A 17,807-nucleotide genomic window follows, 5' to 3' on the forward strand; every position below is an offset into this window, starting at 1 on the left:
GAAAGTATTCCCCCATATTCTTTATAGCGATTCATCCTTAATTGTTTCGCTCGGTCCATTCTTCTGCACCGAGGCAATTCCTTTTTTGGCCGCATCCTTCGAGGAATACATTTCACTGGTGGCGATAGTTTCGTGGTTATCGGCCTTCAGTAAGAAATACCAGGGTTGGGACACGCTCTTCTCTGACTTCTTAATGACGTAATACCCCATCTTTTACCTCTTTTGACGTTAACAGCTCCCCATGATATGTAGACTATGGCGGCTTGCGCGGCAAGTAATCGTCTAATAAATATATAATTCATGCTTCACATGCTCCGTATATGCTACTATTTAATCACTATGCACTTGCAGAGCAACAAAGAGGACGGAGTTAACCATGGGTATCATTTCCTGGATCATTTTTGGTCTTATTGCCGGTATTTTAGCGAAGTGGATCATGCCGGGCAAAGACGGTGGCGGCTTTTTCGTCACTATCATTCTAGGGGTCATCGGTGCGGTAGTGGGCGGCTGGATCAGCACCTTCTTTGGCTTTGGCAAGGTTGACGGGTTCAATTTCGGTAGCTTTGTCGTTGCGGTAATTGGCGCGCTGGTGGTGCTGTTTATCTACAGAAAAATTAAGAGCTAATAGCCCTTCAGTATCAATCTGAATCATAAGATATAAAAGCTGCCGCTATTATTGGCAGCTTTTTTTTCGTTTGCATAATAGCCCTGCCGATGCCTCGGGTGACTAAAAAACCACATAAACCCGGTGGGGAAATCCATTTCGACCGCTAATTTATCGCGCCTGCCGGCGCCGCTCGCAGGGACTGACAGCGTATTTTATCGTTAATTAACCCGACAAAATCACAAGGGTCCGGTCGCTGCCATATCGGGTACGGCGACGACTTCGACATGGACCTCATAATGCCGGGCTTTGCTGGTAGGGATTAATGCGGTGAGTTTATTAATGGTGTCAGTCGGATTATCGCTGGCAACGGTCGCGGAGAAGAGCGTGGGCTTTCTCGGAGGCAGTGGCGGCATGGGCATGTGGCCAAACTCATGGTTCATCTCAAACGGCGGCTGTCCGGCGTTATCTCGCGCAGGCGGCGTTTCGCTTTTATCCGCGGCGAAGGCGCTGGCGGCGGCAATAGAAACGGTTGCTAACAGGGCAATGATTGTTCTTTTCATCTTCGTTACCTCTTAAGTGTGTGGCTAAAATCTTAGAGGCAAGGTTTCGGGCCGACAATCCCACCGGGGGCGAATCCTCCAAATCTCCTTATTTATTAACGACTGTGGAGGGTCTGCAGAAGGGCGCGCGGGGAGGTAAAACCGAGGGCCGGTTTCATCAGGACACGGCTATGGCCGGGCGATAAACGGCGAGAATCGGAACAGCGGCGGCAAAGAGCTGTGGCGCAACAGGCTTTCAGTCCAGCAGTACGCTCATCACCAGAAGAACGACCATGCACATCGACATAATACTGATATCTATCATCCGTTACGACAAAAGCTCCAGGTTATCAGCGGCTCCGACATCATGCCGAAAACTGTAGAAAATATAGACGGGGATTGTACACCAGCTTGATCATGGTGATTAAAACTTAATCCCCGCGGGACGGGCGACTTTATAACCAAAATGTCTACGTATAGCCACACAACACCCCTTGTTTTCAGATAATACTTATAGATTGGAGGTGATGCTCGTGGGGTCAGTCAACGTTAAGCGATTGTATAAGGTTTTAGCGGCATCGCTGAAAAGCCGCGCGCCTTCAGCGCCGGGCCGGAATAGGCCGGAAAGGAGTGATGGCGCAACGGTGTAACTATATAACCCGCTGAATATCCGATAAGTCGCTGAAAGGCGGATTTTTTCATCTCCTATCTCAAAAATCGGTATTTTCGATGCATCTTTTCCATTGCCGCATTTTCTGCCAACCCATATCAGATAACTTATTATTTTTCAGTCTATTAAATAGAAAAAATGAGACCTGATAAGCAGTAAAGCAGGGTCTATGCTTATAAAAAGGGCCATAAAAGAGTCTCAGGGGCGAATACCCCTTCTCCAGATGGGTTGAAGTGATAATCGTTATCACTAACATGGTGAGATGCCCTGATGGCGCCAACCAATGAGGTAGACCGATGGAATCACAAGCAGGAACCTTTAACCCCGACGATTTTAGCTGGCGTGGCCTGATCATGACGCCCGCTGCCGCCGCCCATATCCGTGAGCTGGTGAGCAAGCAGCCGCCGATGCAGGGGCTGCGTCTTGGCGTGAAAACCAGCGGCTGTGCCGGCTTTGCCTACGTCATGGAGCTTATCGCAGAGCCCGCGAAAGACGATCTGCTGTTTGAGTTCGAAGGCGCGAAGCTGTGGGCGCCGCTGCAGGCCATGCCGTTTATTGATGGTACGGAGCTGGATTACGTTCGGGAAGGATTAAATGAAATCTTTAAGTTTCATAACCCGAAAGCGCAGCACGAGTGCGGCTGCGGTGAAAGCTTTGGGGTTCAGGCGGAGTAATTATGTCTCGTAATACTGAAACAACTGACGATGTCAAAACCTGGACCGGCGGGCCGCTGAATTATAAAGAAGGCTTTTTTACCCGGTTACAGACCGATGAGCTGGCCAAGGGCATCAACGAAGAGGTGGTGCGGGCGATCTCCGCCCGTCGCAACGAGCCGGAGTGGATGCTGGAGTTCAGGCTGAGCGCCTTCAGAGCGTGGCTGGATATGGAAGAGCCGCACTGGCTCAAGGCGCACTACGATAAGCTGGACTATCAGGACTACAGCTACTATTCCGCGCCCTCCTGCGGCAACTGCGACGACACCTGCGCCTCCGAGCCGGGTGCGGTGCAGCAAACCGGCCCCGCCGACTATCTGACCAGCGAAGTCGAAGAGGCCTTCAATCTGCTGGGCGTGCCGGTACGCGAAGGACGCGAAGTGGCGGTAGACGCCATCTTTGACTCGGTCTCGGTCGCCACCACCTACCGGGAAAAGCTGGCGGAGCAGGGCATTATCTTCTGCTCCTTCGGCGAAGCGATTCACGATCATCCGGAGCTGGTGAAAAAATATCTCGGCACCGTGGTGCCCGGCAATGACAACTTCTTCGCCGCGCTGAACGCCGCGGTCGCCTCCGACGGCACCTTTATCTACGTGCCGAAAGGCGTGCGCTGCCCGATGGAGCTATCGACCTATTTTCGCATCAATGCGGAAAAAACCGGCCAGTTTGAACGCACGATCCTCGTCGCTGACGAGGGCAGCTACGTCAGCTATATCGAAGGCTGCTCGGCACCGGTTCGCGACAGCTACCAGCTGCACGCGGCGGTGGTTGAGGTCATCATCCACAAAGATGCCGAAGTAAAATACTCCACGGTGCAGAACTGGTTCCCCGGGGATAACAACACCGGCGGGATCCTCAACTTCGTCACCAAGCGAGCGCTCTGTGAAGGCGACAACAGCAAAATGTCGTGGACCCAGTCGGAGACCGGCTCGGCGATAACGTGGAAGTATCCGAGCTGTATTCTGCGCGGCGACAACTCCATCGGCGAGTTCTTCTCGGTGGCGCTGACCAGCGGCCACCAGCAGGCGGATACCGGCACCAAAATGATTCATATCGGTAAAAACACCCGCTCGACGATTATCTCCAAAGGGATCTCCGCCGGTAAAAGCCAGAACAGCTACCGCGGGCTGGTCAAAATTATGCCGACGGCGACCAACGCGCGAAACTTTACCCAGTGTGACTCGATGCTGATCGGGCCGGACTGCGGGGCGCACACCTTCCCGTACGTTGAGTGCCGTAACAACAGCGCCCAGCTGGAGCATGAAGCCACCACCTCGCGAATTGGTGAAGATCAGCTCTTCTACTGCCTGCAGCGCGGGATCAGTGAAGATGATGCGATCTCCATGATCGTTAACGGCTTCTGTAAGGATGTCTTCTCAGAGCTGCCGCTGGAATTTGCCGTGGAAGCGCAAAAACTGCTGGCGATTAGCCTTGAACACAGCGTCGGTTAACAGTCTGGCCCATGCCGGCTGCGCGATGGCGCCGCCCGAAGCAGACTGCCGAATTAAGGAATATACATGTTAAGCATTAAAGATTTGCAGGTATCCGTTGACGATAAAGAGATCCTGCGCGGGTTGAACCTCGATATCCGACCCGGCGAAGTTCACGCCATTATGGGGCCCAACGGCTCCGGGAAAAGCACGCTCTCCGCAACGCTCGCCGGGCGGGAAGACTACGAGGTGACCGGCGGCAGCGTTGAGTTTAAGGGCAAGGATCTGCTCGAGCTCGCGCCGGAGGATCGCGCGGGGGAGGGGATCTTCATGGCCTTCCAGTATCCGGTGGAAATTCCGGGCGTCAGCAACCAGTTTTTCCTGCAAACGGCGCTGAACGCGGTGCGCCGCTATCGCGAGCAGGAGCCGCTGGATCGCTTCGATTTTCAGGATCTGATGGAAGAGAAAATTAAGCTGCTGAAGATGCCGGAAGATCTGCTGACCCGCTCGGTCAACGTCGGCTTTTCCGGCGGCGAGAAAAAGCGCAACGACATTCTGCAGATGGCGGTGCTGGAGCCGGAGCTGTGCATTCTCGATGAGTCCGACTCGGGGCTGGATATCGACGCCCTGAAGATCGTATCTGACGGCGTGAACGCGCTGCGCGACGGCAAGCGTGCGTTTATTATCGTCACCCACTACCAGCGGATTCTCGACTACATCAAGCCTGATTACGTCCACGTGCTGTATCAGGGGCGGATCGTCAAATCCGGCGACTTCACCCTGGTCAAACAACTGGAGGAGCAGGGCTATGGCTGGCTTACCGAACAGCAGTAACGCGCTGCAGCAGTGGCACCACCTGTTTGAACAGCAGGCGGAGCAGCGAACGCCGGAAGCGCACCAGCACCTGCAGCAGGCGCTGCGCCTGGGGCTGCCGACGCGTAAGCATGAGCACTGGAAATATACCCCGCTGGATGCGCTGCTTGGCGGCACCTTTGTCGCCCCGCAGCCCGAGGTGCTAACCGAGGCGCAGCGGGACGCGCTGGCGCTCTCCGTCGACGCCTGGCGGCTGGTGTTTATCGATGGCCGCTACAGCGAAGCGTTGAGCGACGCGCTGGCCGACAGCGGTTACGAAGTAAATATCGATAACCAGCGTCAGGCGCTGCCCGACGCGCTGCAGCCGGAGCTGTTTCTGCACCTGACCGAAAGCCTGGCGCCGACGGTGACCCGCATTCGCGTGAAGCGCAACCAGCGCCCCGCGAGGCCGTTGCTGATTATGCACGTGACGCGCGGGCTGGCGGGCGAAGAGATGAACACCGCGCACTACCGGCATCATCTGGAGCTGGAGAGCGGCGCGGAGGCGACGATTATCGAGCACTACGTCAGCCTCAACGAACAGCGCCATTTCACCGGCGGACGGCTGACCGCCGCGGTGGCGGATAACGCCCATCTGCAGCATATCAAGCTGGCGTTTGAAAACGCCCAGAGCTTCCACTTTGCCCACAACGACCTCTCTCTGGGCCGCGATGCGTCGGCCTTTAGCAGCAGCTTCCTGCTCGGTGGCGCGGTGCTGCGCCAGAATACCAGCGTGCAGCTGCGGGGTGAGAACAGCAACCTGCGCATCAACTCGCTGGCGATGCCGGTCAAAAATGAGGTCTGCGACAGCCGCACCTGGCTGAACCATGACGTCGGCTACTGCAACAGCCGCCAGCTGCATAAAACTATTGTTAACGACAAAGGCCGGGCGGTGTTTAATGGCCTGATTAACGTTGCGCCGAACGCGATTAAAACCGACGGCCAGATGACCAACAACAATCTGCTGTTAGGCCGGCTGTCGGAGGTGGATACCAAGCCGCAGCTGGAGATTTACGCCGATGACGTCAAGTGTAGCCACGGCGCCACCATCGGGCGCATCGACGACGAACAGCTGTTTTACCTGCGCTCGCGTGGCATTACCCAGCAGGCGGCGCAGCATATGATTCTGTACGCATTCGCCGCCGAGCTGACGGAAGCCATCGGCGACGTGGCGCTCAGGCAGCAAATTCTCGCGCGCATCGGCCAGCGTTTACCGGGAGAGACAGCATGACATTTTCTGTTGAACGAGTCCGCGCAGATTTTCCGCTTCTCGGCCGGGAGGTCAACGGCCAGCCGCTGGTCTATCTGGACAGTGCCGCCAGCGCGCAAAAGCCGGAGGCGGTGATTCGCGCCGAGGCGGAGTTTTACCGTCACGGCTATGCCGCCGTGCATCGCGGTATTCACACTCTCAGCGCAGAGGCGACGACGCGCATGGAGCAGGTTCGCCAGCAGGCGGCAACCTTCCTCAACGCGCGCTCAGCGGAGGAGCTGGTCTTCGTTCGCGGCACTACCGAAGGCATCAACCTGGTCGCCAATAGCTGGGGCAACGCCAACGTGAGGGCCGGGGATAACATCATCGTCAGCGCCATGGAGCACCATGCCAATATCGTTCCGTGGCAGCTGCTCTGCGCCCGGGTAGGCGCCGAGCTACGGGTGATCCCGCTCAATCCGGACGGAACCCTGCAGCTGGATGCGATCCCGGGCCTGTTCGACGCGCGCACCCGCCTGCTGGCCATCACCCAGGTCTCTAACGTGCTGGGCATTGAAAACCCGGTGCCGGCGCTGATCGCTCTGGCGCATCAACACGATGCCAGGGTGCTGGTGGACGGCGCTCAGGCGGTGATGCATCACGCGGTGGACGTCCAGGCGCTGGACTGCGACTTCTACGTCTTCTCCGGACATAAGCTGTACGGCCCGACCGGGATCGGGATCCTCTACGGTAAAGCGGACCTGCTGGATGAGATGCCGCCGTGGGAAGGGGGCGGTTCGATGATCGCCACAGTCAGCCTGACTCAGGGCACCACCTGGGCAAAAGCGCCGTGGCGCTTTGAAGCGGGGACGCCAAATACCGGCGGGATTATCGGGCTTGGCGCGGCGCTGGAGTACGTCAGCGAGCTGGGGCTTGCGCAGATCGGCGAATATGAACAGACCCTGATGCGCTACGCGCTGCAGGAGCTGACAAAAGTGCCGGACCTTATCGTCTACGGCCCGCCGCAGCGGCTCGGAGTGATAGCCTTTAATCTCGGGGCGCACCACGCCTACGACGTCGGCAGCTTCCTCGATAACTACGGCATCGCCATCCGTACCGGCCATCACTGCGCCATGCCGCTGATGGACTTCTTTAGCGTACCGGCGATGTGTCGGGCGTCGCTGGCGATGTACAATACGACGGAAGACGTGGATCGGCTGGTCGCAGGACTACAGCGCATTCACCGGCTATTAGGCTAAAGGAAGCAATCATGGCGGCGTTACCGGATAAAGATAAACTGCTGCGCAACTTCAGCCGTTGCGCGAACTGGGAAGAGAAGTACCTCTATATTATTGAGCTTGGCCAGCGGCTGGCGCCGCTGAGCGCCGAGGAGCATACGGCGCAAAATATTATCCAGGGCTGCCAGAGCCAGGTATGGATTGTTATCGAGCAGAGCGAATCAGGCGTGCTCGCGCTGCGCGGCGATAGCGATGCGGCTATCGTCAAGGGGCTCATCGCCGTGGTGTTTATCCTCTATGACCAGATGACGGCCAAGGATATCACCGCCTTTGACGTTCGCCCGTGGTTTGAAAAGATGGCGCTGACTCAGCACCTTACGCCATCGCGGTCGCAGGGGCTGGAAGCCATGATTCGCGCAATTCGCGCGAAAGCCGCAAATCTTAGCTAGAATAAACAGGTAGATTTCATTCTGTTACGTTCGGTGGGAACGCGTTTCCCGCCGATATACAGATCCTGGCGTTTTATTAGCGAAAGAAGGAATCTCAGTATGAAACGCGCGACTCTCCTCACGATATCCCTTCTGACGGCCCTGAGCGCTCAGCACGGCGCCTGGGCGGTAGATTACCCACTTCCTCCTGCTAACAGCAGGATCATTGGTCAAAATCAATTCTGGACGGTACAGGAGGGGGATCGCAACCTGCAGGCGATTGCTCGTCACTTTGATACCGCGGCAATGCTGATCCTCGAAGCTAACGATACGCTGGCACCGGTGGAACCTAAACCGGGCACCCAGGTGCTGATCCCGTCGCAGATGCTGCTGCCCGACACGCCTCGGGAGGGGATTGTGGTGAACCTGGCGGAGCTGCGGCTGTACTACTTCCCGCCGGGGCAAAATTTGGTTCAGGTCTATCCGCTCGGCATTGGCCAGCTTGGTCTGGAAACGCCGGAGATGACCACCCGCGTTGGGCAGAAGATCCCCAATCCAACCTGGACCCCGACGGCGGGCATCCGCGCCCGCTCGCTGGAGAAAGGGATTAAGCTGCCGCCCGTTATCCCGGCGGGGCCAAACAACCCTCTGGGACGCTATGCGCTGCGTCTGGCGTACGGTAACGGCGAATACCTCATTCACGGCACCAACGCGCCGGACAGCGTTGGCCTGCGGGTCAGCTCCGGCTGTATGCGCATGAACGCCGCCGACATTCAGGCGCTCTTTAGCCAGGTGAAGACCGGAACGCCGGTACGCATCATCAATCAGCCGGTGAAGTTTGCGGTTGAGCCGGACGGCAGGCGCTACGTCGAGGTGCATCGGCCGCTGTCGCAGGATGAAAGCGGTAATACCCGCACCATTGCCTATACGCTGCCGGCAGAATTCCATCAGTTTTCCGGCGATAAGTCCGTTGATGAGGCGCAGCTGAAGCGCGCGCTGTCAAGACGAGCGGGTTATCCGGTGGTGGTTTCTGGCGGTGAGCAGAGCAGTACTGGAGGGGCGGTATCGAATTTGTCGGTGCAGAATGCGCCGGTGGATGAGAGCAAAAGAGTGCAGTAAATCGGGCAGAGCGGGGCAAAAAAAAATGGCGCACAATGTGCGCCATTTCTATTACACAGGCACTATTACTTACGGTATTTAGTAGCCTGGTTGTCCAGACGCTGGTTAGCGCGTGCTGCGTCATCTTTAGCAGCCTGAACGTCGGAACGCATTGCGTTCACGTCGTTGCTCAGCTGGTCAACTTTAGCGTTCAGAGTCTGAACGTCAGAAGACAGCTGATCGATTTTAGCATTGCTGGAGCAACCAGCCAGCAGAGTAGAACCCAGGATTACCGCGCCCAGTACCAGTTTAGTACGATTCATTATTAATACCCTCTAGATTGAGTTAATCTCCATGTAGCGTTACAAGTATTACACAAACTTTTTTGGGATGAGAATATTTTTTTACGGTAATACGCCTATTTTTGATCGTTCGCTCAAAGAAACAACGAATTTGGCAGATTAGTTTAAAAAGCTGTGTGAAAACAGGACGCTTCCATCGGATTCATCTTAGATAATCTCTTATTAAATAGTAAATTCCGATTTGCATTTTTATTAAGAGTAGCTAGTGATTGAATAAAAAAAAAGCGCCTCAGGGAGGCGCCTTTAAAAAAACAGCTATTAACCTGTAAATTATTACAGCACGTGCACGGATGCGGTATTGGTTGTTCCGCTAGGAACCAGCGCACCGGAGACCATCACAACAACGTCGCCTTTACGCGCCAGACCGCTCTGCAGGGCCAGCTCTTTGCCCAGACGGTAGAAGTCGTCGGTAGAGGCCAGCTGCTCAACCAGCTGCGGTACAACGCCTTTGGTCAGCACCAGCTGACGGGCGGTGGTCTGGTTGGTAGTCAGCGCCAGGATGGTGGCATCCGGGAAGTATTTACGCACGGCGCGAGCGGATTTACCGCCCTGGGTGGCGACGACGATCAGCGGCGCTTCCAGTTTTTCGGCGGTCTCAACGGCACCACGACACACGGCTTCGGTGATGCGCAGCTTGCGGTTGTCGTTGTTGAACTCCAGACGGCTGGTCATCACGCGGTCGGTACGCTCGCAGATGGTCGCCATAATAGTGACGGCTTCCAGCGGGTATTTACCTTTGGCCGATTCGCCGGAGAGCATCACGGCGTCGGTGCCGTCAAGGATGGCGTTAGCAACGTCGCCGGCTTCCGCACGGGTCGGACGCGGGTTCTTGATCATGGAGTCCAGCATCTGGGTCGCGGTGATAACCACTTTGCGCGCGCGGATACATTTTTCGATGATCATTTTCTGGGCGAAGATAACTTCTTCAACCGGGATTTCAACGCCCATGTCACCACGAGCAACCATGATGCCGTCAGAGGCTTCAAGGATTTCGTCGAAGTTGTTCAGGCCTTCCTGGTTTTCGATCTTGGAGATGATCTGGATGTTGTCGCCGCCGTTAGCCTTCAGGTGCTCGCGGATTTCTACCACGTCAGAACGCTTACGGATAAAGGATGCGGCAACAAAGTCAACGCCCTGTTCGCAGCCGAAGATCAGATCCTGTTTGTCTTTCTCAGCCAGCGCCGGCAGAGCGATAGAGACGCCCGGCAGGTTAACGCCTTTGTTCTCGCCGAGGTCGCCGTTATTCAGCACTTTACAGATAACGTTTTTACCTTCGATGGCGGTCACTTCCATGCCGATCAGACCATCGTCAACCAGGACGGTGTTGCCTACGGAGAGGTCAGAGGTAAAACCTTCATAGGTGACAGCGACGATTTCGTTGTTGCCGACCACGGATTTGTCAGTGGTGAAGGTGAAGGTCTGGCCCGCTTTCAGGGAGACATCGTTGCCGCCTTCCAGCTTGATGGTGCGAATTTCCGGACCTTTGGTATCCAGCAGGATAGCGGCGGTTTTACCGGTTTTGCTCACCACATTGCGCAGGTTCTTGATGCGCTGACCGTGTTCAGCATAGTCGCCGTGAGAGAAGTTCAGACGCATGACGTTCATGCCCGCGTCCAGCATCTTGGTTAACATCTCTTCGGATTCGGTTTTCGGACCGATGGTGCAAACGATTTTGGTCTTTTTCATGAAGGTATTAGTCTTTAAGTTGTGAAGGATTGGGGAATCTCGCTCCGTGGGCGCAGTGCCGTGGAGTCAAACCTGTATTGCGAAAGTTGCTATGGCACGCTCTAAGGATAGGTGACAACAAAAAAGCGTGCAGAAGAATGTGTGCTGGCGGTTCAGCCCATGAAAAGAGGCAATTTTGTATGCTTTTAGTCATGCAGTCCAATGTGCTGAAACCATTCAAGAAAGATTCGGTGTGCATTATACGACGATGAAACAAAAAAGGAAAATGAAAACAACGTTTCATTTTTCGTTATACAAACGCAACAAAACTCACACCAATTACAATCTTATATGCAACACAAATTTTCGCCAGCCGCCAGGCTAAATCGGCCCCACGCGCGGTTTTTGCCGTGGTTTTGTTGCGGAAATTCGCCATTAGCGAAGAAACGGCGGGCTGGTTTGATTTATACGGAAAACATATCAATAATGATTTGATTGATAATGATAATTTGTGAGCGAAATTCGATGGGAAACCGAGCAAAAGACGACGAGTTATACCAGGAAATGTGCCGCGTGGTGGGGAAAGTGGTGCTCGAAATGCGCGATCTTGGTCAGGAACCGAAACATATCGTGATTGCCGGCGTCGTGCGCACCGCGCTGGCCAATTCAAAAATCGCCCGCTCTGAGCTAACGCATGAAGCGATGACCCGGGTTATTCACGCCTTATCCGGGCATGAATAACGCCGACGGCCGCGCTTCAGGCTTCAGGAGATAACGAAGCGCACCACCGCTTTTACCGCGATATCGCAGTGGTGGGCGACCATCGCTTCATCGTCGATTTCCGGCAGCGGATCGTCGAGATAGAGGCTGTTGAAGGTGTAAAAGTTCGAGACCTGATAAAAGCTAAAGCTGCTGATCAGCCGATGGACGTCCCGCGCCTCAAGCCCGGCCTGAAAAATTCCCTGCTGCTGCCCGCGCTGGAGAATATCCTCGAGGATAGACAGGGCGGTTCGGTTCAGCGGTTTCAGCTGCCCGGACGCCTGCAGCCACTTCCCGCGCTGCATATTCTCCATACAGATAACGCGCATAAAGTCGGCGTGCGTCGTGTGATAGCGCACGCTCCACTTCACCAGCTGAACCAGCGCCTCAACCGGCGGAAGCTGCTCCAGCCCGAGCTGCTGCTCCGTCTCGCGGATGCGGGCGTAGACGTGCTGCAGTACCGCCTGATACAGCTGCTCTTTACTTTTGAAGTAGTAGACCACCATCCGCTTGGTGGTCTGTGCTTCGACGGCAATCTGCTCCATCCGCGCCCCCGAAAGCCCGTGTTCGGCAAATACGGCAATCGCGGCGGCGAAGATCCGCTCTTTCAGGGATTGTGCTTCATCATGAGCAACCACGGACATAACCACTCCTTTATTCTGAGAGACAAAAAATACACATAACGATCACAATTTAGCAACCTCATGTGGCGCGAGTGAACCAAATGATACATATTCAGGGCTCACGTCCGCTGATGACACGAGGATCTATGCTGCGCTCAATCGCCACCGTCTCGATTTCCGGTACCTTACCTGAAAAGCTTCACGCCATTGCCGCTGCGGGTTATCAGGGCGTCGAAATCTTCGAAAACGATCTGCTCTATTATACGGGCACGCCGGCGGATATTCGTAACCTGGCGGCTGATTTAGGGCTAAAAATCACGCTTTTTCAACCCTTTCGCGATTTTGAAGGCGCCAGCCGCACGCAGTTTGCGGCCAATCTGGCGCGCGCGAAACGAAAATTCGCGCTGATGCACGAGCTCGGCTGCGACACCATGCTGCTGTGCAGCAACGTACAGCCGGAGTGCTCCGCCGATATTGCCCTGCAGGTGGCCGACCTTCGCGCTCTGGCGGATCTGGCGGAGCAGGAGGGGATTATCGTCGGCTATGAGGCGCTGGCCTGGGGGACGCACGTTAACCTCTGGCATCAGGCCTGGGAGCGGGTAAAAGCGGTCAACAGCCCGGCAATGGGCATCGTGCTCGACAGCTTCCATATCCTCGCGCGCGGCGATAATCTGGCGCGCCTGCACGAAGTGCCGGTGGATAAAATCACCTTCCTGCAGCTTGCCGACGCGCCGCTGATGAAGATGGATGTCCTCGAATGGAGCCGCCATTTCCGCTGCTTCCCCGGCCAGGGGCAGCTGCCGCTGGTGGATTTTGCCTGTGAGCTGACCCGCTGCGGCTATCGCGGCCCGTGGTCGCTGGAGATCTTTAACGATGGTTTTCGCGCCTCGCCGAACGGCGCGACGGCGAAGGACGGCTACCGCTCGCTGCTGTGGCTGGAAGAGCAGACCCGGCGCCAGCTGGCGAGCAGCGATGCGCCGCTGTTTGACGCTCCGGAGCCCGCGCATTACGCCGGGCTGGAGTTTATTGAGTTTGCCGCCAGCCCGTCCGAGGCGAAAACCCTCGGCCAGCGCCTGGCGCAGCTGGGTTTTCAGCAGGAGGGACTGCATCGCTCCAAGCAGGTGGCGCTGTGGCGTAACGGTACGGCACGCGCCATCGTCAACTTTCAGCCGCACAGCTGGGCCGACCATTTCCACCAGCGCCACGGGGTTTCGCTGTGCGCGATGGCCCTCGGCGTCAGCCGCAGCGCGCCGATTATTGCCCGCGCTCGCGCCTACGGCTACGCCACCTGGCAGGGCGACGCCGGGCCGAATGAAAGCCCGATCCCGGCGGTTTGCGCCCCGGACGGCAGCCTGATTTATCTGATTGAGCACGGGGACGATATCTATGCCCGCGATTTCCACCTGCAGCCGCCTGCGGCCGTGCGCGATGATTACAGCGGCATCGATCACCTGGCGCTCGGGATGGAGGCGGACAGCCGTGACAACTGGATTATCTTCTTCCGCACGGTCTTCGGCTTTACGCTCGAACATGAACAGACGCTGCCGGACCCGTACGGTCTGGTGCGCAGCCTCGCGGTGCACAGCCCGCAGGGCAACATCCGCCTGGCGCTGAATATTTCTCAAAGCCGCGCGACGCAGATTGCCCGCTCCGTTGCCTGTTATCAGGGCGCGGGGCTGCAGCATGCGGCCTTCGCCTGCCGGGATCTGCCGGCCACCCTCGATAGCCTGCCTGAGGTCTCCCTCGACGCGCTGCCGATCCCGGCAAACTACTACGAGGATTTGGTGGCGCGCTTTGGCGCCGACGAGCGTGCGGCGCAGCTCAAACGTCTGCAGATCCTCTACGACCGCGATGGTCAGGGCGGCGAATTCCTGCATCTCTACACCCGACCGTTCTCATCGGGGCGTTTTTTCTTTGAATTGACCGAAAGACGCGGCGGCTACGCGCTCTACGGCGCGGCAAACGCGGCGGTACGCCTTTCGGCGATGCAGTACGGCTAGGTTGTATCAAATGGTTCATTAAGTGCGTATCACCCATACAATAACAACATTCATCTGCACCCCACGCACCGCATCATTCGCGCTGCGCTAAGGCGGCAACGTTCCTGCCGTCCGCGCAAAAAGCGCGGGTGATAACGTGTCTATGACAGGAAACGACTATGAGTTCTTATAGCCATAACCACGCGGCAACGGCAGAGACCGCGACCACCGCTCGCCGCTCCCGGCGGCGGATCGGGATCCTTTCGCTGCTGGCCGTCGGTACGATGATTAACTACCTTGACCGCACGGTCTTAGGCATTGCGGCCCCCAGCCTAACCGCCGAGCTCGGCATTGACGCTGCGGTGATGGGGATCGTCTTCTCCGCCTTCGCCTGGACCTACACGCTGGCGCAGATCCCCGGCGGCCTGTTCCTCGACCGCTTCGGTAACAAGGTGACCTATTTCCTGTCGTTGGCCCTGTGGTCGCTGTTTACCCTGTTTCACGGCATGGCGATTGGCCTCAAGACGCTGCTGCTTTGCCGTTTTGGCCTTGGGGTCAGCGAAGCGCCGTGCTTTCCGGTCAACAGCCGGGTCGTCAGCGCCTGGTTCCCCCAGCAGGAGCGGGCCAAAGCCACCGCGGTGTATACGGTGGGCGAATATCTGGGGCTGGCCTGCTTCTCGCCGCTGCTGTTCTGGATCATGGGCAGCTTCGGCTGGCGGACGCTGTTTATCAGCGTCGGCGCGGTCGGCGTGCTCTTTGCGCTGGTGTGGTGGCGCTGCTATCGCGATCCGCATGAGGATACGCAGCTGAGCCCGCAGGAGCGCGAGCATATTGCCAGCGGCGGCGGCATGACTAACGCGACGCAGCAGCGAATGGTCTTCAGCTGGCCGCTGGTCCGCCAGCTGCTCGGCAAGCGGCAGATCCTCGGCGCCAGCATCGGTCAGTTTGCCGGCAATACGGTACTGGTCTTTTTCCTGACCTGGTTCCCAACCTACCTGGCGACCGAGCGCCACATGCCGTGGCTGAAAGTGGGCTTCTTCGCCATCATGCCGTTCCTCGCCGCCGCCGGCGGGGTGATGTTCGGCGGCTGGGTATCCGACAAGCTGCTGAAGGCCACCGGCTCGGCGAACATCGGGCGCAAGCTGCCTATCGTTGCCGGCCTGCTGATGGCCAGCACGATTATCTCCGCCAACTGGCTGACCAGCGATCTGGCGGTGATCCTCGTGATGTCCTTCGCCTTCTTTGGCCAGGGCATGGTCGGCCTCGGCTGGACGCTGATTTCCGATATCGCCCCGCAGGGGCTGGGCGGGCTGACCGGCGGGCTGTTTAACTTCTGCACCAATCTGGCCGGGATCCTCACGCCGCTGATTATTGGCTTTATCGTCGCGGCCTTCGGTAGCTTCTTCTACGCGCTTGTCTATATCGGCGGCGCGGCGCTGCTCGGGGTGGTGGCGTATCTGTTTATTCTTGGCGACGTCAAACGTATCGAGCTGGCAAAATAAGGAAAGGGGCACAACATGGTGATTAGTGGCAACACGCGGCTGATAGCGCATCTTGGCTATCCGACAGCCAGTTTTAAGGCGCCGATGATTTATAACCCGTGGCTGGCAAACCAGCAGGTGGACGTCAAAGTGGTGCCGATGGGGGTCAAACCGGAGGATTATGCCGCCTTTATCGCGCCGCTGTTCTCGATGACCAACATCGTCGGCGCGCTGGTCACCATGCCGCACAAGATTGCCACCTGCGGCCTGGTGCAGCATCTTAGCCCGGCGGCGGCCATTGCCGGGGCGTGCAACGCCATTCGCCGCGAGGCCGACGGCAGCCTGAGCGGAGATATGTTTGACGGCGACGGCTTCGTTCTTGGCCTCCGCCGCAAGGGTTTTCAGCCTCAGGGCGCGCGGGCGCTGGTGGTCGGCTGCGGCGGCGTCGGTTCGGCGATCGCCGCGTCGCTGGCGGCGGCGGGGGTCAGCGCCCTGACGCTCTACGATAGCCATCCGCAGGCGGCGCCGGCGCTGGCCGGGCGCCTGCTGCAGCACTATCCGGCGCTGGATCTCAGCCTGATGCAGCGCGATCCGCAGGGGCATGACCTGGTGGTCAACGCCACGCCGCTGGGGATGAAGGCCGACGACCCGCTGCCGCTGGACCCGCAGCGGCTGTCGCCCGCCTGCTGGGTGGGCGAAGTGGTGATGACCCACGAAATGACGCCGCTGCTGCGGGCGGCACAGGCGCGGGGCTGCGCTATCCAGCGCGGGACCGACATGCTGTTTGAGATGATCCCTGCCTATCTGCGCTTTTTCAGTTTGCCGGTGGCGACGCCGGAGCGGCTGCGGGAGCTGGCGGAAATTCGCTACTGAAACGCGCTCGGGCCGGTTACCCTAGCCGCCATTTCCGGACTTGAGCGAGAGATCCATGACACCGCGTATCGTTCTGCTGGCGGCGGGGAGCCTGAAAGGCGCCTTTGTCCCGCTGCTGGCGCGTTTTCATCAGCTTACCGGCATTGCGGTCGAGGCGCATTTTGGCCCCGCGGGCCTGCTGCGCGAGCGAATTGAGGCCGGGGAGCGCTGCTTGGTTTTCGCCTCCGCCAACGGCCAGCATCCGCAGGCGCTGCGGCAGGCAGGGCTACCCGCGCGCGGCGGGCTTTTTGCCGCTCAGCGGCGGATCGTAAACTGCGGCACGATAGCGGTGCCGCCGATCGATTCAAACCGTCCGCCGAGCGGCGGCAGCACGCCGGTCAGCGTATCAAGCAGCGTGCTTTTTCCGCGTCCGTTAGCGCCCAGGATCGCCCAGACTTCACCGGCGCGGCAGCGCAGGCTAAGCGGGGCAAACAGCGGCTGACGGTGACCATAGAGCCGCCGCCTTGCGCATCCGCCCACTTTGGCATACGGTAAATCATCATTAATTCATTTTGCCGCCATCATGTCTTTTCAATCCCGGTTGTTAAACGCTATTCCCGGCATCCGCCACGCCTTCCTCGACGTGCACGAGACCGCTGCTTTTCCCTACGCCGAGATGGCGCCGGTTAAGCTGGTGCACGGCAATGTTGTCCATCACTATCAGCTCCCGTTGGCCGAACGGCCGCACGCCGACGCGGTGTTCACCGCCCTGAGCGGGCAGAAGGTGGGGGTGGTGACCGCGGACTGCCTGCCGATGCTGATGGCCTCCCGCGACGGGCGCTACGTCTGCAGCGTCCATGCCGGATGGCGTGGGGCGGCGAGCGGCATCGTCGAAAACAGCCTGGCGCTGTTCCGCCAGCATCGGGTGGCGCCGGAGGAGATAGTGGTGGCGATCGGGCCGCATATCCACGCCTGCTGCTATGAAGTCTCCGGCGAATTTTATCAGACCCTGCTGGCGATGCCGGCGGGGGAGCTGGCGCGGCAGCATAGCGACCGCCTGTTCCATCGGCGCCCCGCGCAGCCTGCCAGGGCAGAGCAGGCCCGGGGGACGGAGCCGGAGAGTTTGTGGTTCGACCTGCGGGCCTTTGCCGGGCTGCTGCTGCAGCGCGCCGGCGTGGCGGATGAAAACGTCGAGTGGCTGGGCAGCTGCACCTACTGCACGCCGCAGACGCTGGGCTCCTTCCGCCGGCGCACCCATTTCCCGGCAGCGAAAAGCTTCCAGTACTCGTGGATTATGCGTGCGCCCGCTGCGTAAACGCGGC

The 17,807-nt window shown here is 58.1% G+C and carries 19 protein-coding genes and 2 pseudogenes; 14 read left to right on the top strand and 7 right to left on the bottom strand.

The features are described 5' to 3' along the window. Positions 1-21 precede the first annotated feature (21 nt). Positions 22-210 carry a YegP family protein gene (locus tag HCK03_RS10835; protein WP_041146034.1) on the bottom strand — a complete coding sequence of 63 codons (189 nt, stop codon included), beginning with the start codon at positions 208-210 and terminating at the stop codon, positions 22-24. Positions 211-376: 166 nt separating this feature from the next. On the opposite strand from HCK03_RS10835, the gene HCK03_RS10840 reads away from it, so the two are divergent. Further along, positions 377-625 (top strand): GlsB/YeaQ/YmgE family stress response membrane protein, encoded by a 249-nt coding sequence (locus HCK03_RS10840; protein WP_041146033.1) that lies wholly within the window; start codon positions 377-379, stop codon positions 623-625. A gap of 218 nt (positions 626-843) precedes the next feature. On the opposite strand, the gene HCK03_RS10845 is transcribed toward HCK03_RS10840, so the two are convergent. Further along, complete coding sequence (locus tag HCK03_RS10845; protein ID WP_167691549.1) at positions 844-1,167, bottom strand: hypothetical protein; 324 nt, start codon at positions 1,165-1,167, stop codon at positions 844-846. A 945-nt stretch (positions 1,168-2,112) separates the two neighbouring features. Here HCK03_RS10845 and sufA point away from each other — a divergent pair. The 7 genes from sufA to ldtE all read left to right on the top strand — a co-directional run bounded on the left by sufA (position 2,113) and on the right by ldtE (position 8,785). Then, positions 2,113-2,490 carry a Fe-S cluster assembly scaffold SufA gene (gene sufA / locus HCK03_RS10850; RefSeq protein WP_167691550.1) on the top strand — a complete coding sequence of 126 codons (378 nt, stop codon included), beginning with the start codon at positions 2,113-2,115 and terminating at the stop codon, positions 2,488-2,490. A gap of 2 nt (positions 2,491-2,492) precedes the next feature. Then, on the top strand, positions 2,493-3,980 hold the full coding sequence (gene sufB / locus HCK03_RS10855; protein ID WP_115192452.1) for a Fe-S cluster assembly protein SufB: 1,488 nt from the start codon (positions 2,493-2,495) through the stop codon (positions 3,978-3,980). 66 nt (positions 3,981-4,046) lie between these two features. Next, a complete protein-coding gene (gene sufC / locus HCK03_RS10860; protein ID WP_148250967.1) occupies positions 4,047-4,793 on the top strand; it encodes a Fe-S cluster assembly ATPase SufC in 747 nt (248 codons plus the stop codon). After that, the gene (gene sufD, locus HCK03_RS10865; protein WP_167691551.1) at positions 4,768-6,042 is read left to right on the top strand and encodes a Fe-S cluster assembly protein SufD; all 1,275 of its coding nucleotides are present in this window, start codon (positions 4,768-4,770) and stop codon (positions 6,040-6,042) included. The genes sufC and sufD overlap by 26 nt, the downstream gene beginning before the upstream one ends. Further along, entirely contained in the window at positions 6,039-7,259 is a 1,221-nt protein-coding gene (gene sufS / locus HCK03_RS10870) for a cysteine desulfurase SufS (protein ID WP_167691552.1), read from the top strand. The genes sufD and sufS overlap by 4 nt, the downstream gene beginning before the upstream one ends. A gap of 11 nt (positions 7,260-7,270) precedes the next feature. Continuing rightward, positions 7,271-7,687 (top strand): cysteine desulfuration protein SufE, encoded by a 417-nt coding sequence (sufE, locus tag HCK03_RS10875; protein WP_041146026.1) that lies wholly within the window; start codon positions 7,271-7,273, stop codon positions 7,685-7,687. Positions 7,688-7,786: 99 nt separating this feature from the next. Then, complete coding sequence (gene ldtE / locus HCK03_RS10880; RefSeq protein WP_076947624.1) at positions 7,787-8,785, top strand: L,D-transpeptidase LdtE; 999 nt, start codon at positions 7,787-7,789, stop codon at positions 8,783-8,785. Between the two features lie 65 nt (positions 8,786-8,850). Here ldtE and lpp read toward each other — a convergent pair whose 3' ends face one another. The 3 genes from lpp to ynhH form a co-directional block, all read right to left on the bottom strand. Beyond that, positions 8,851-9,087: a murein lipoprotein Lpp gene (lpp, locus tag HCK03_RS10885; RefSeq protein ID WP_001082307.1), complete on the bottom strand. Its 237-nt coding sequence runs from the start codon at positions 9,085-9,087 to the stop codon at positions 8,851-8,853. 312 nt (positions 9,088-9,399) lie between these two features. Beyond that, entirely contained in the window at positions 9,400-10,812 is a 1,413-nt protein-coding gene (gene pykF, locus HCK03_RS10890; RefSeq protein ID WP_041146024.1) for a pyruvate kinase PykF, read from the bottom strand. Positions 10,813-10,819: 7 nt separating this feature from the next. Further along, positions 10,820-11,095 carry a protein YnhH gene (ynhH, locus tag HCK03_RS26685; RefSeq protein WP_421673175.1) on the bottom strand — a complete coding sequence of 92 codons (276 nt, stop codon included), beginning with the start codon at positions 11,093-11,095 and terminating at the stop codon, positions 10,820-10,822. Between the two features lie 221 nt (positions 11,096-11,316). On the opposite strand from ynhH, the gene fumD reads away from it, so the two are divergent. Beyond that, positions 11,317-11,532 carry a fumarate hydratase FumD gene (fumD, locus tag HCK03_RS10895; protein WP_041146023.1) on the top strand — a complete coding sequence of 72 codons (216 nt, stop codon included), beginning with the start codon at positions 11,317-11,319 and terminating at the stop codon, positions 11,530-11,532. 23 nt (positions 11,533-11,555) lie between these two features. Here the strand turns inward: fumD and HCK03_RS10900 are convergent, their stop codons facing one another. Then, a complete protein-coding gene (locus tag HCK03_RS10900) occupies positions 11,556-12,194 on the bottom strand; it encodes a TetR/AcrR family transcriptional regulator (protein WP_167691553.1) in 639 nt (212 codons plus the stop codon). A gap of 125 nt (positions 12,195-12,319) precedes the next feature. Between HCK03_RS10900 and HCK03_RS10905 the strand changes: the two genes are divergently transcribed. The 4 genes and pseudogenes from HCK03_RS10905 to HCK03_RS10920 form a co-directional block, all read left to right on the top strand. Next, positions 12,320-14,173 carry a bifunctional sugar phosphate isomerase/epimerase/4-hydroxyphenylpyruvate dioxygenase family protein gene (locus tag HCK03_RS10905; protein ID WP_167691554.1) on the top strand — a complete coding sequence of 618 codons (1,854 nt, stop codon included), beginning with the start codon at positions 12,320-12,322 and terminating at the stop codon, positions 14,171-14,173. Between the two features lie 158 nt (positions 14,174-14,331). Beyond that, positions 14,332-15,654, top strand: a complete 1,323-nt coding sequence (locus HCK03_RS10910) for an MFS transporter (RefSeq protein WP_167691555.1) — start codon at positions 14,332-14,334, stop codon at positions 15,652-15,654. Positions 15,655-15,669: 15 nt separating this feature from the next. Next, entirely contained in the window at positions 15,670-16,506 is an 837-nt protein-coding gene (locus tag HCK03_RS10915) for a shikimate dehydrogenase family protein (protein WP_143716357.1), read from the top strand. Between the two features lie 55 nt (positions 16,507-16,561). After that, positions 16,562-16,798: pseudogene (locus tag HCK03_RS10920) on the top strand (substrate-binding domain-containing protein); the annotation flags it as partial. A gap of 20 nt (positions 16,799-16,818) precedes the next feature. Here HCK03_RS10920 and HCK03_RS10925 read toward each other — a convergent pair. Further along, a pseudogene (locus HCK03_RS10925) lies at positions 16,819-17,025 on the bottom strand (ATP-binding cassette domain-containing protein); the annotation flags it as partial. Between the two features lie 43 nt (positions 17,026-17,068). Here HCK03_RS10925 and HCK03_RS10930 point away from each other — a divergent pair. Beyond that, entirely contained in the window at positions 17,069-17,800 is a 732-nt protein-coding gene (locus tag HCK03_RS10930) for a purine nucleoside phosphorylase YfiH/LACC1 family protein (protein WP_041146017.1), read from the top strand. Positions 17,801-17,807 lie beyond the last annotated feature (7 nt).

The organism is Klebsiella terrigena (assembly GCF_012029655.1).
Taxonomy (GTDB): domain Bacteria; phylum Pseudomonadota; class Gammaproteobacteria; order Enterobacterales; family Enterobacteriaceae; genus Klebsiella; species Klebsiella terrigena.

Excerpts from the sequence above, each read along its gene's own strand:
- HCK03_RS10845 (WP_167691549.1), bottom strand. The coding sequence starts at position 1,167 with ATGAAAAGAACAATCATTGCCCTGTTAGCAACCGTTTCTATTGCCGCC.
- sufB (WP_115192452.1), top strand. The coding sequence starts at position 2,493 with ATGTCTCGTAATACTGAAACAACTGACGATGTCAAAACCTGGACCGGC.
- sufE (WP_041146026.1), top strand. The coding sequence starts at position 7,271 with ATGGCGGCGTTACCGGATAAAGATAAACTGCTGCGCAACTTCAGCCGT.
- HCK03_RS10835 (WP_041146034.1), bottom strand. The coding sequence starts at position 210 with ATGGGGTATTACGTCATTAAGAAGTCAGAGAAGAGCGTGTCCCAACCC.
- ldtE (WP_076947624.1), top strand. The coding sequence starts at position 7,787 with ATGAAACGCGCGACTCTCCTCACGATATCCCTTCTGACGGCCCTGAGC.
- HCK03_RS10840 (WP_041146033.1), top strand. The coding sequence starts at position 377 with ATGGGTATCATTTCCTGGATCATTTTTGGTCTTATTGCCGGTATTTTA.
- ynhH (WP_421673175.1), bottom strand. The coding sequence starts at position 11,095 with ATGAAACGTTGTTTTCATTTTCCTTTTTTGTTTCATCGTCGTATAATG.
- sufA (WP_167691550.1), top strand. The coding sequence starts at position 2,113 with ATGGAATCACAAGCAGGAACCTTTAACCCCGACGATTTTAGCTGGCGT.
- lpp (WP_001082307.1), bottom strand. The coding sequence starts at position 9,087 with ATGAATCGTACTAAACTGGTACTGGGCGCGGTAATCCTGGGTTCTACT.
- sufD (WP_167691551.1), top strand. The coding sequence starts at position 4,768 with ATGGCTGGCTTACCGAACAGCAGTAACGCGCTGCAGCAGTGGCACCAC.
- sufS (WP_167691552.1), top strand. The coding sequence starts at position 6,039 with ATGACATTTTCTGTTGAACGAGTCCGCGCAGATTTTCCGCTTCTCGGC.
- HCK03_RS10930 (WP_041146017.1), top strand. The coding sequence starts at position 17,069 with ATGTCTTTTCAATCCCGGTTGTTAAACGCTATTCCCGGCATCCGCCAC.
- HCK03_RS10915 (WP_143716357.1), top strand. The coding sequence starts at position 15,670 with ATGGTGATTAGTGGCAACACGCGGCTGATAGCGCATCTTGGCTATCCG.
- HCK03_RS10900 (WP_167691553.1), bottom strand. The coding sequence starts at position 12,194 with ATGTCCGTGGTTGCTCATGATGAAGCACAATCCCTGAAAGAGCGGATC.
- fumD (WP_041146023.1), top strand. The coding sequence starts at position 11,317 with ATGGGAAACCGAGCAAAAGACGACGAGTTATACCAGGAAATGTGCCGC.
- HCK03_RS10910 (WP_167691555.1), top strand. The coding sequence starts at position 14,332 with ATGAGTTCTTATAGCCATAACCACGCGGCAACGGCAGAGACCGCGACC.
- pykF (WP_041146024.1), bottom strand. The coding sequence starts at position 10,812 with ATGAAAAAGACCAAAATCGTTTGCACCATCGGTCCGAAAACCGAATCC.
- HCK03_RS10905 (WP_167691554.1), top strand. The coding sequence starts at position 12,320 with ATGCTGCGCTCAATCGCCACCGTCTCGATTTCCGGTACCTTACCTGAA.
- sufC (WP_148250967.1), top strand. The coding sequence starts at position 4,047 with ATGTTAAGCATTAAAGATTTGCAGGTATCCGTTGACGATAAAGAGATC.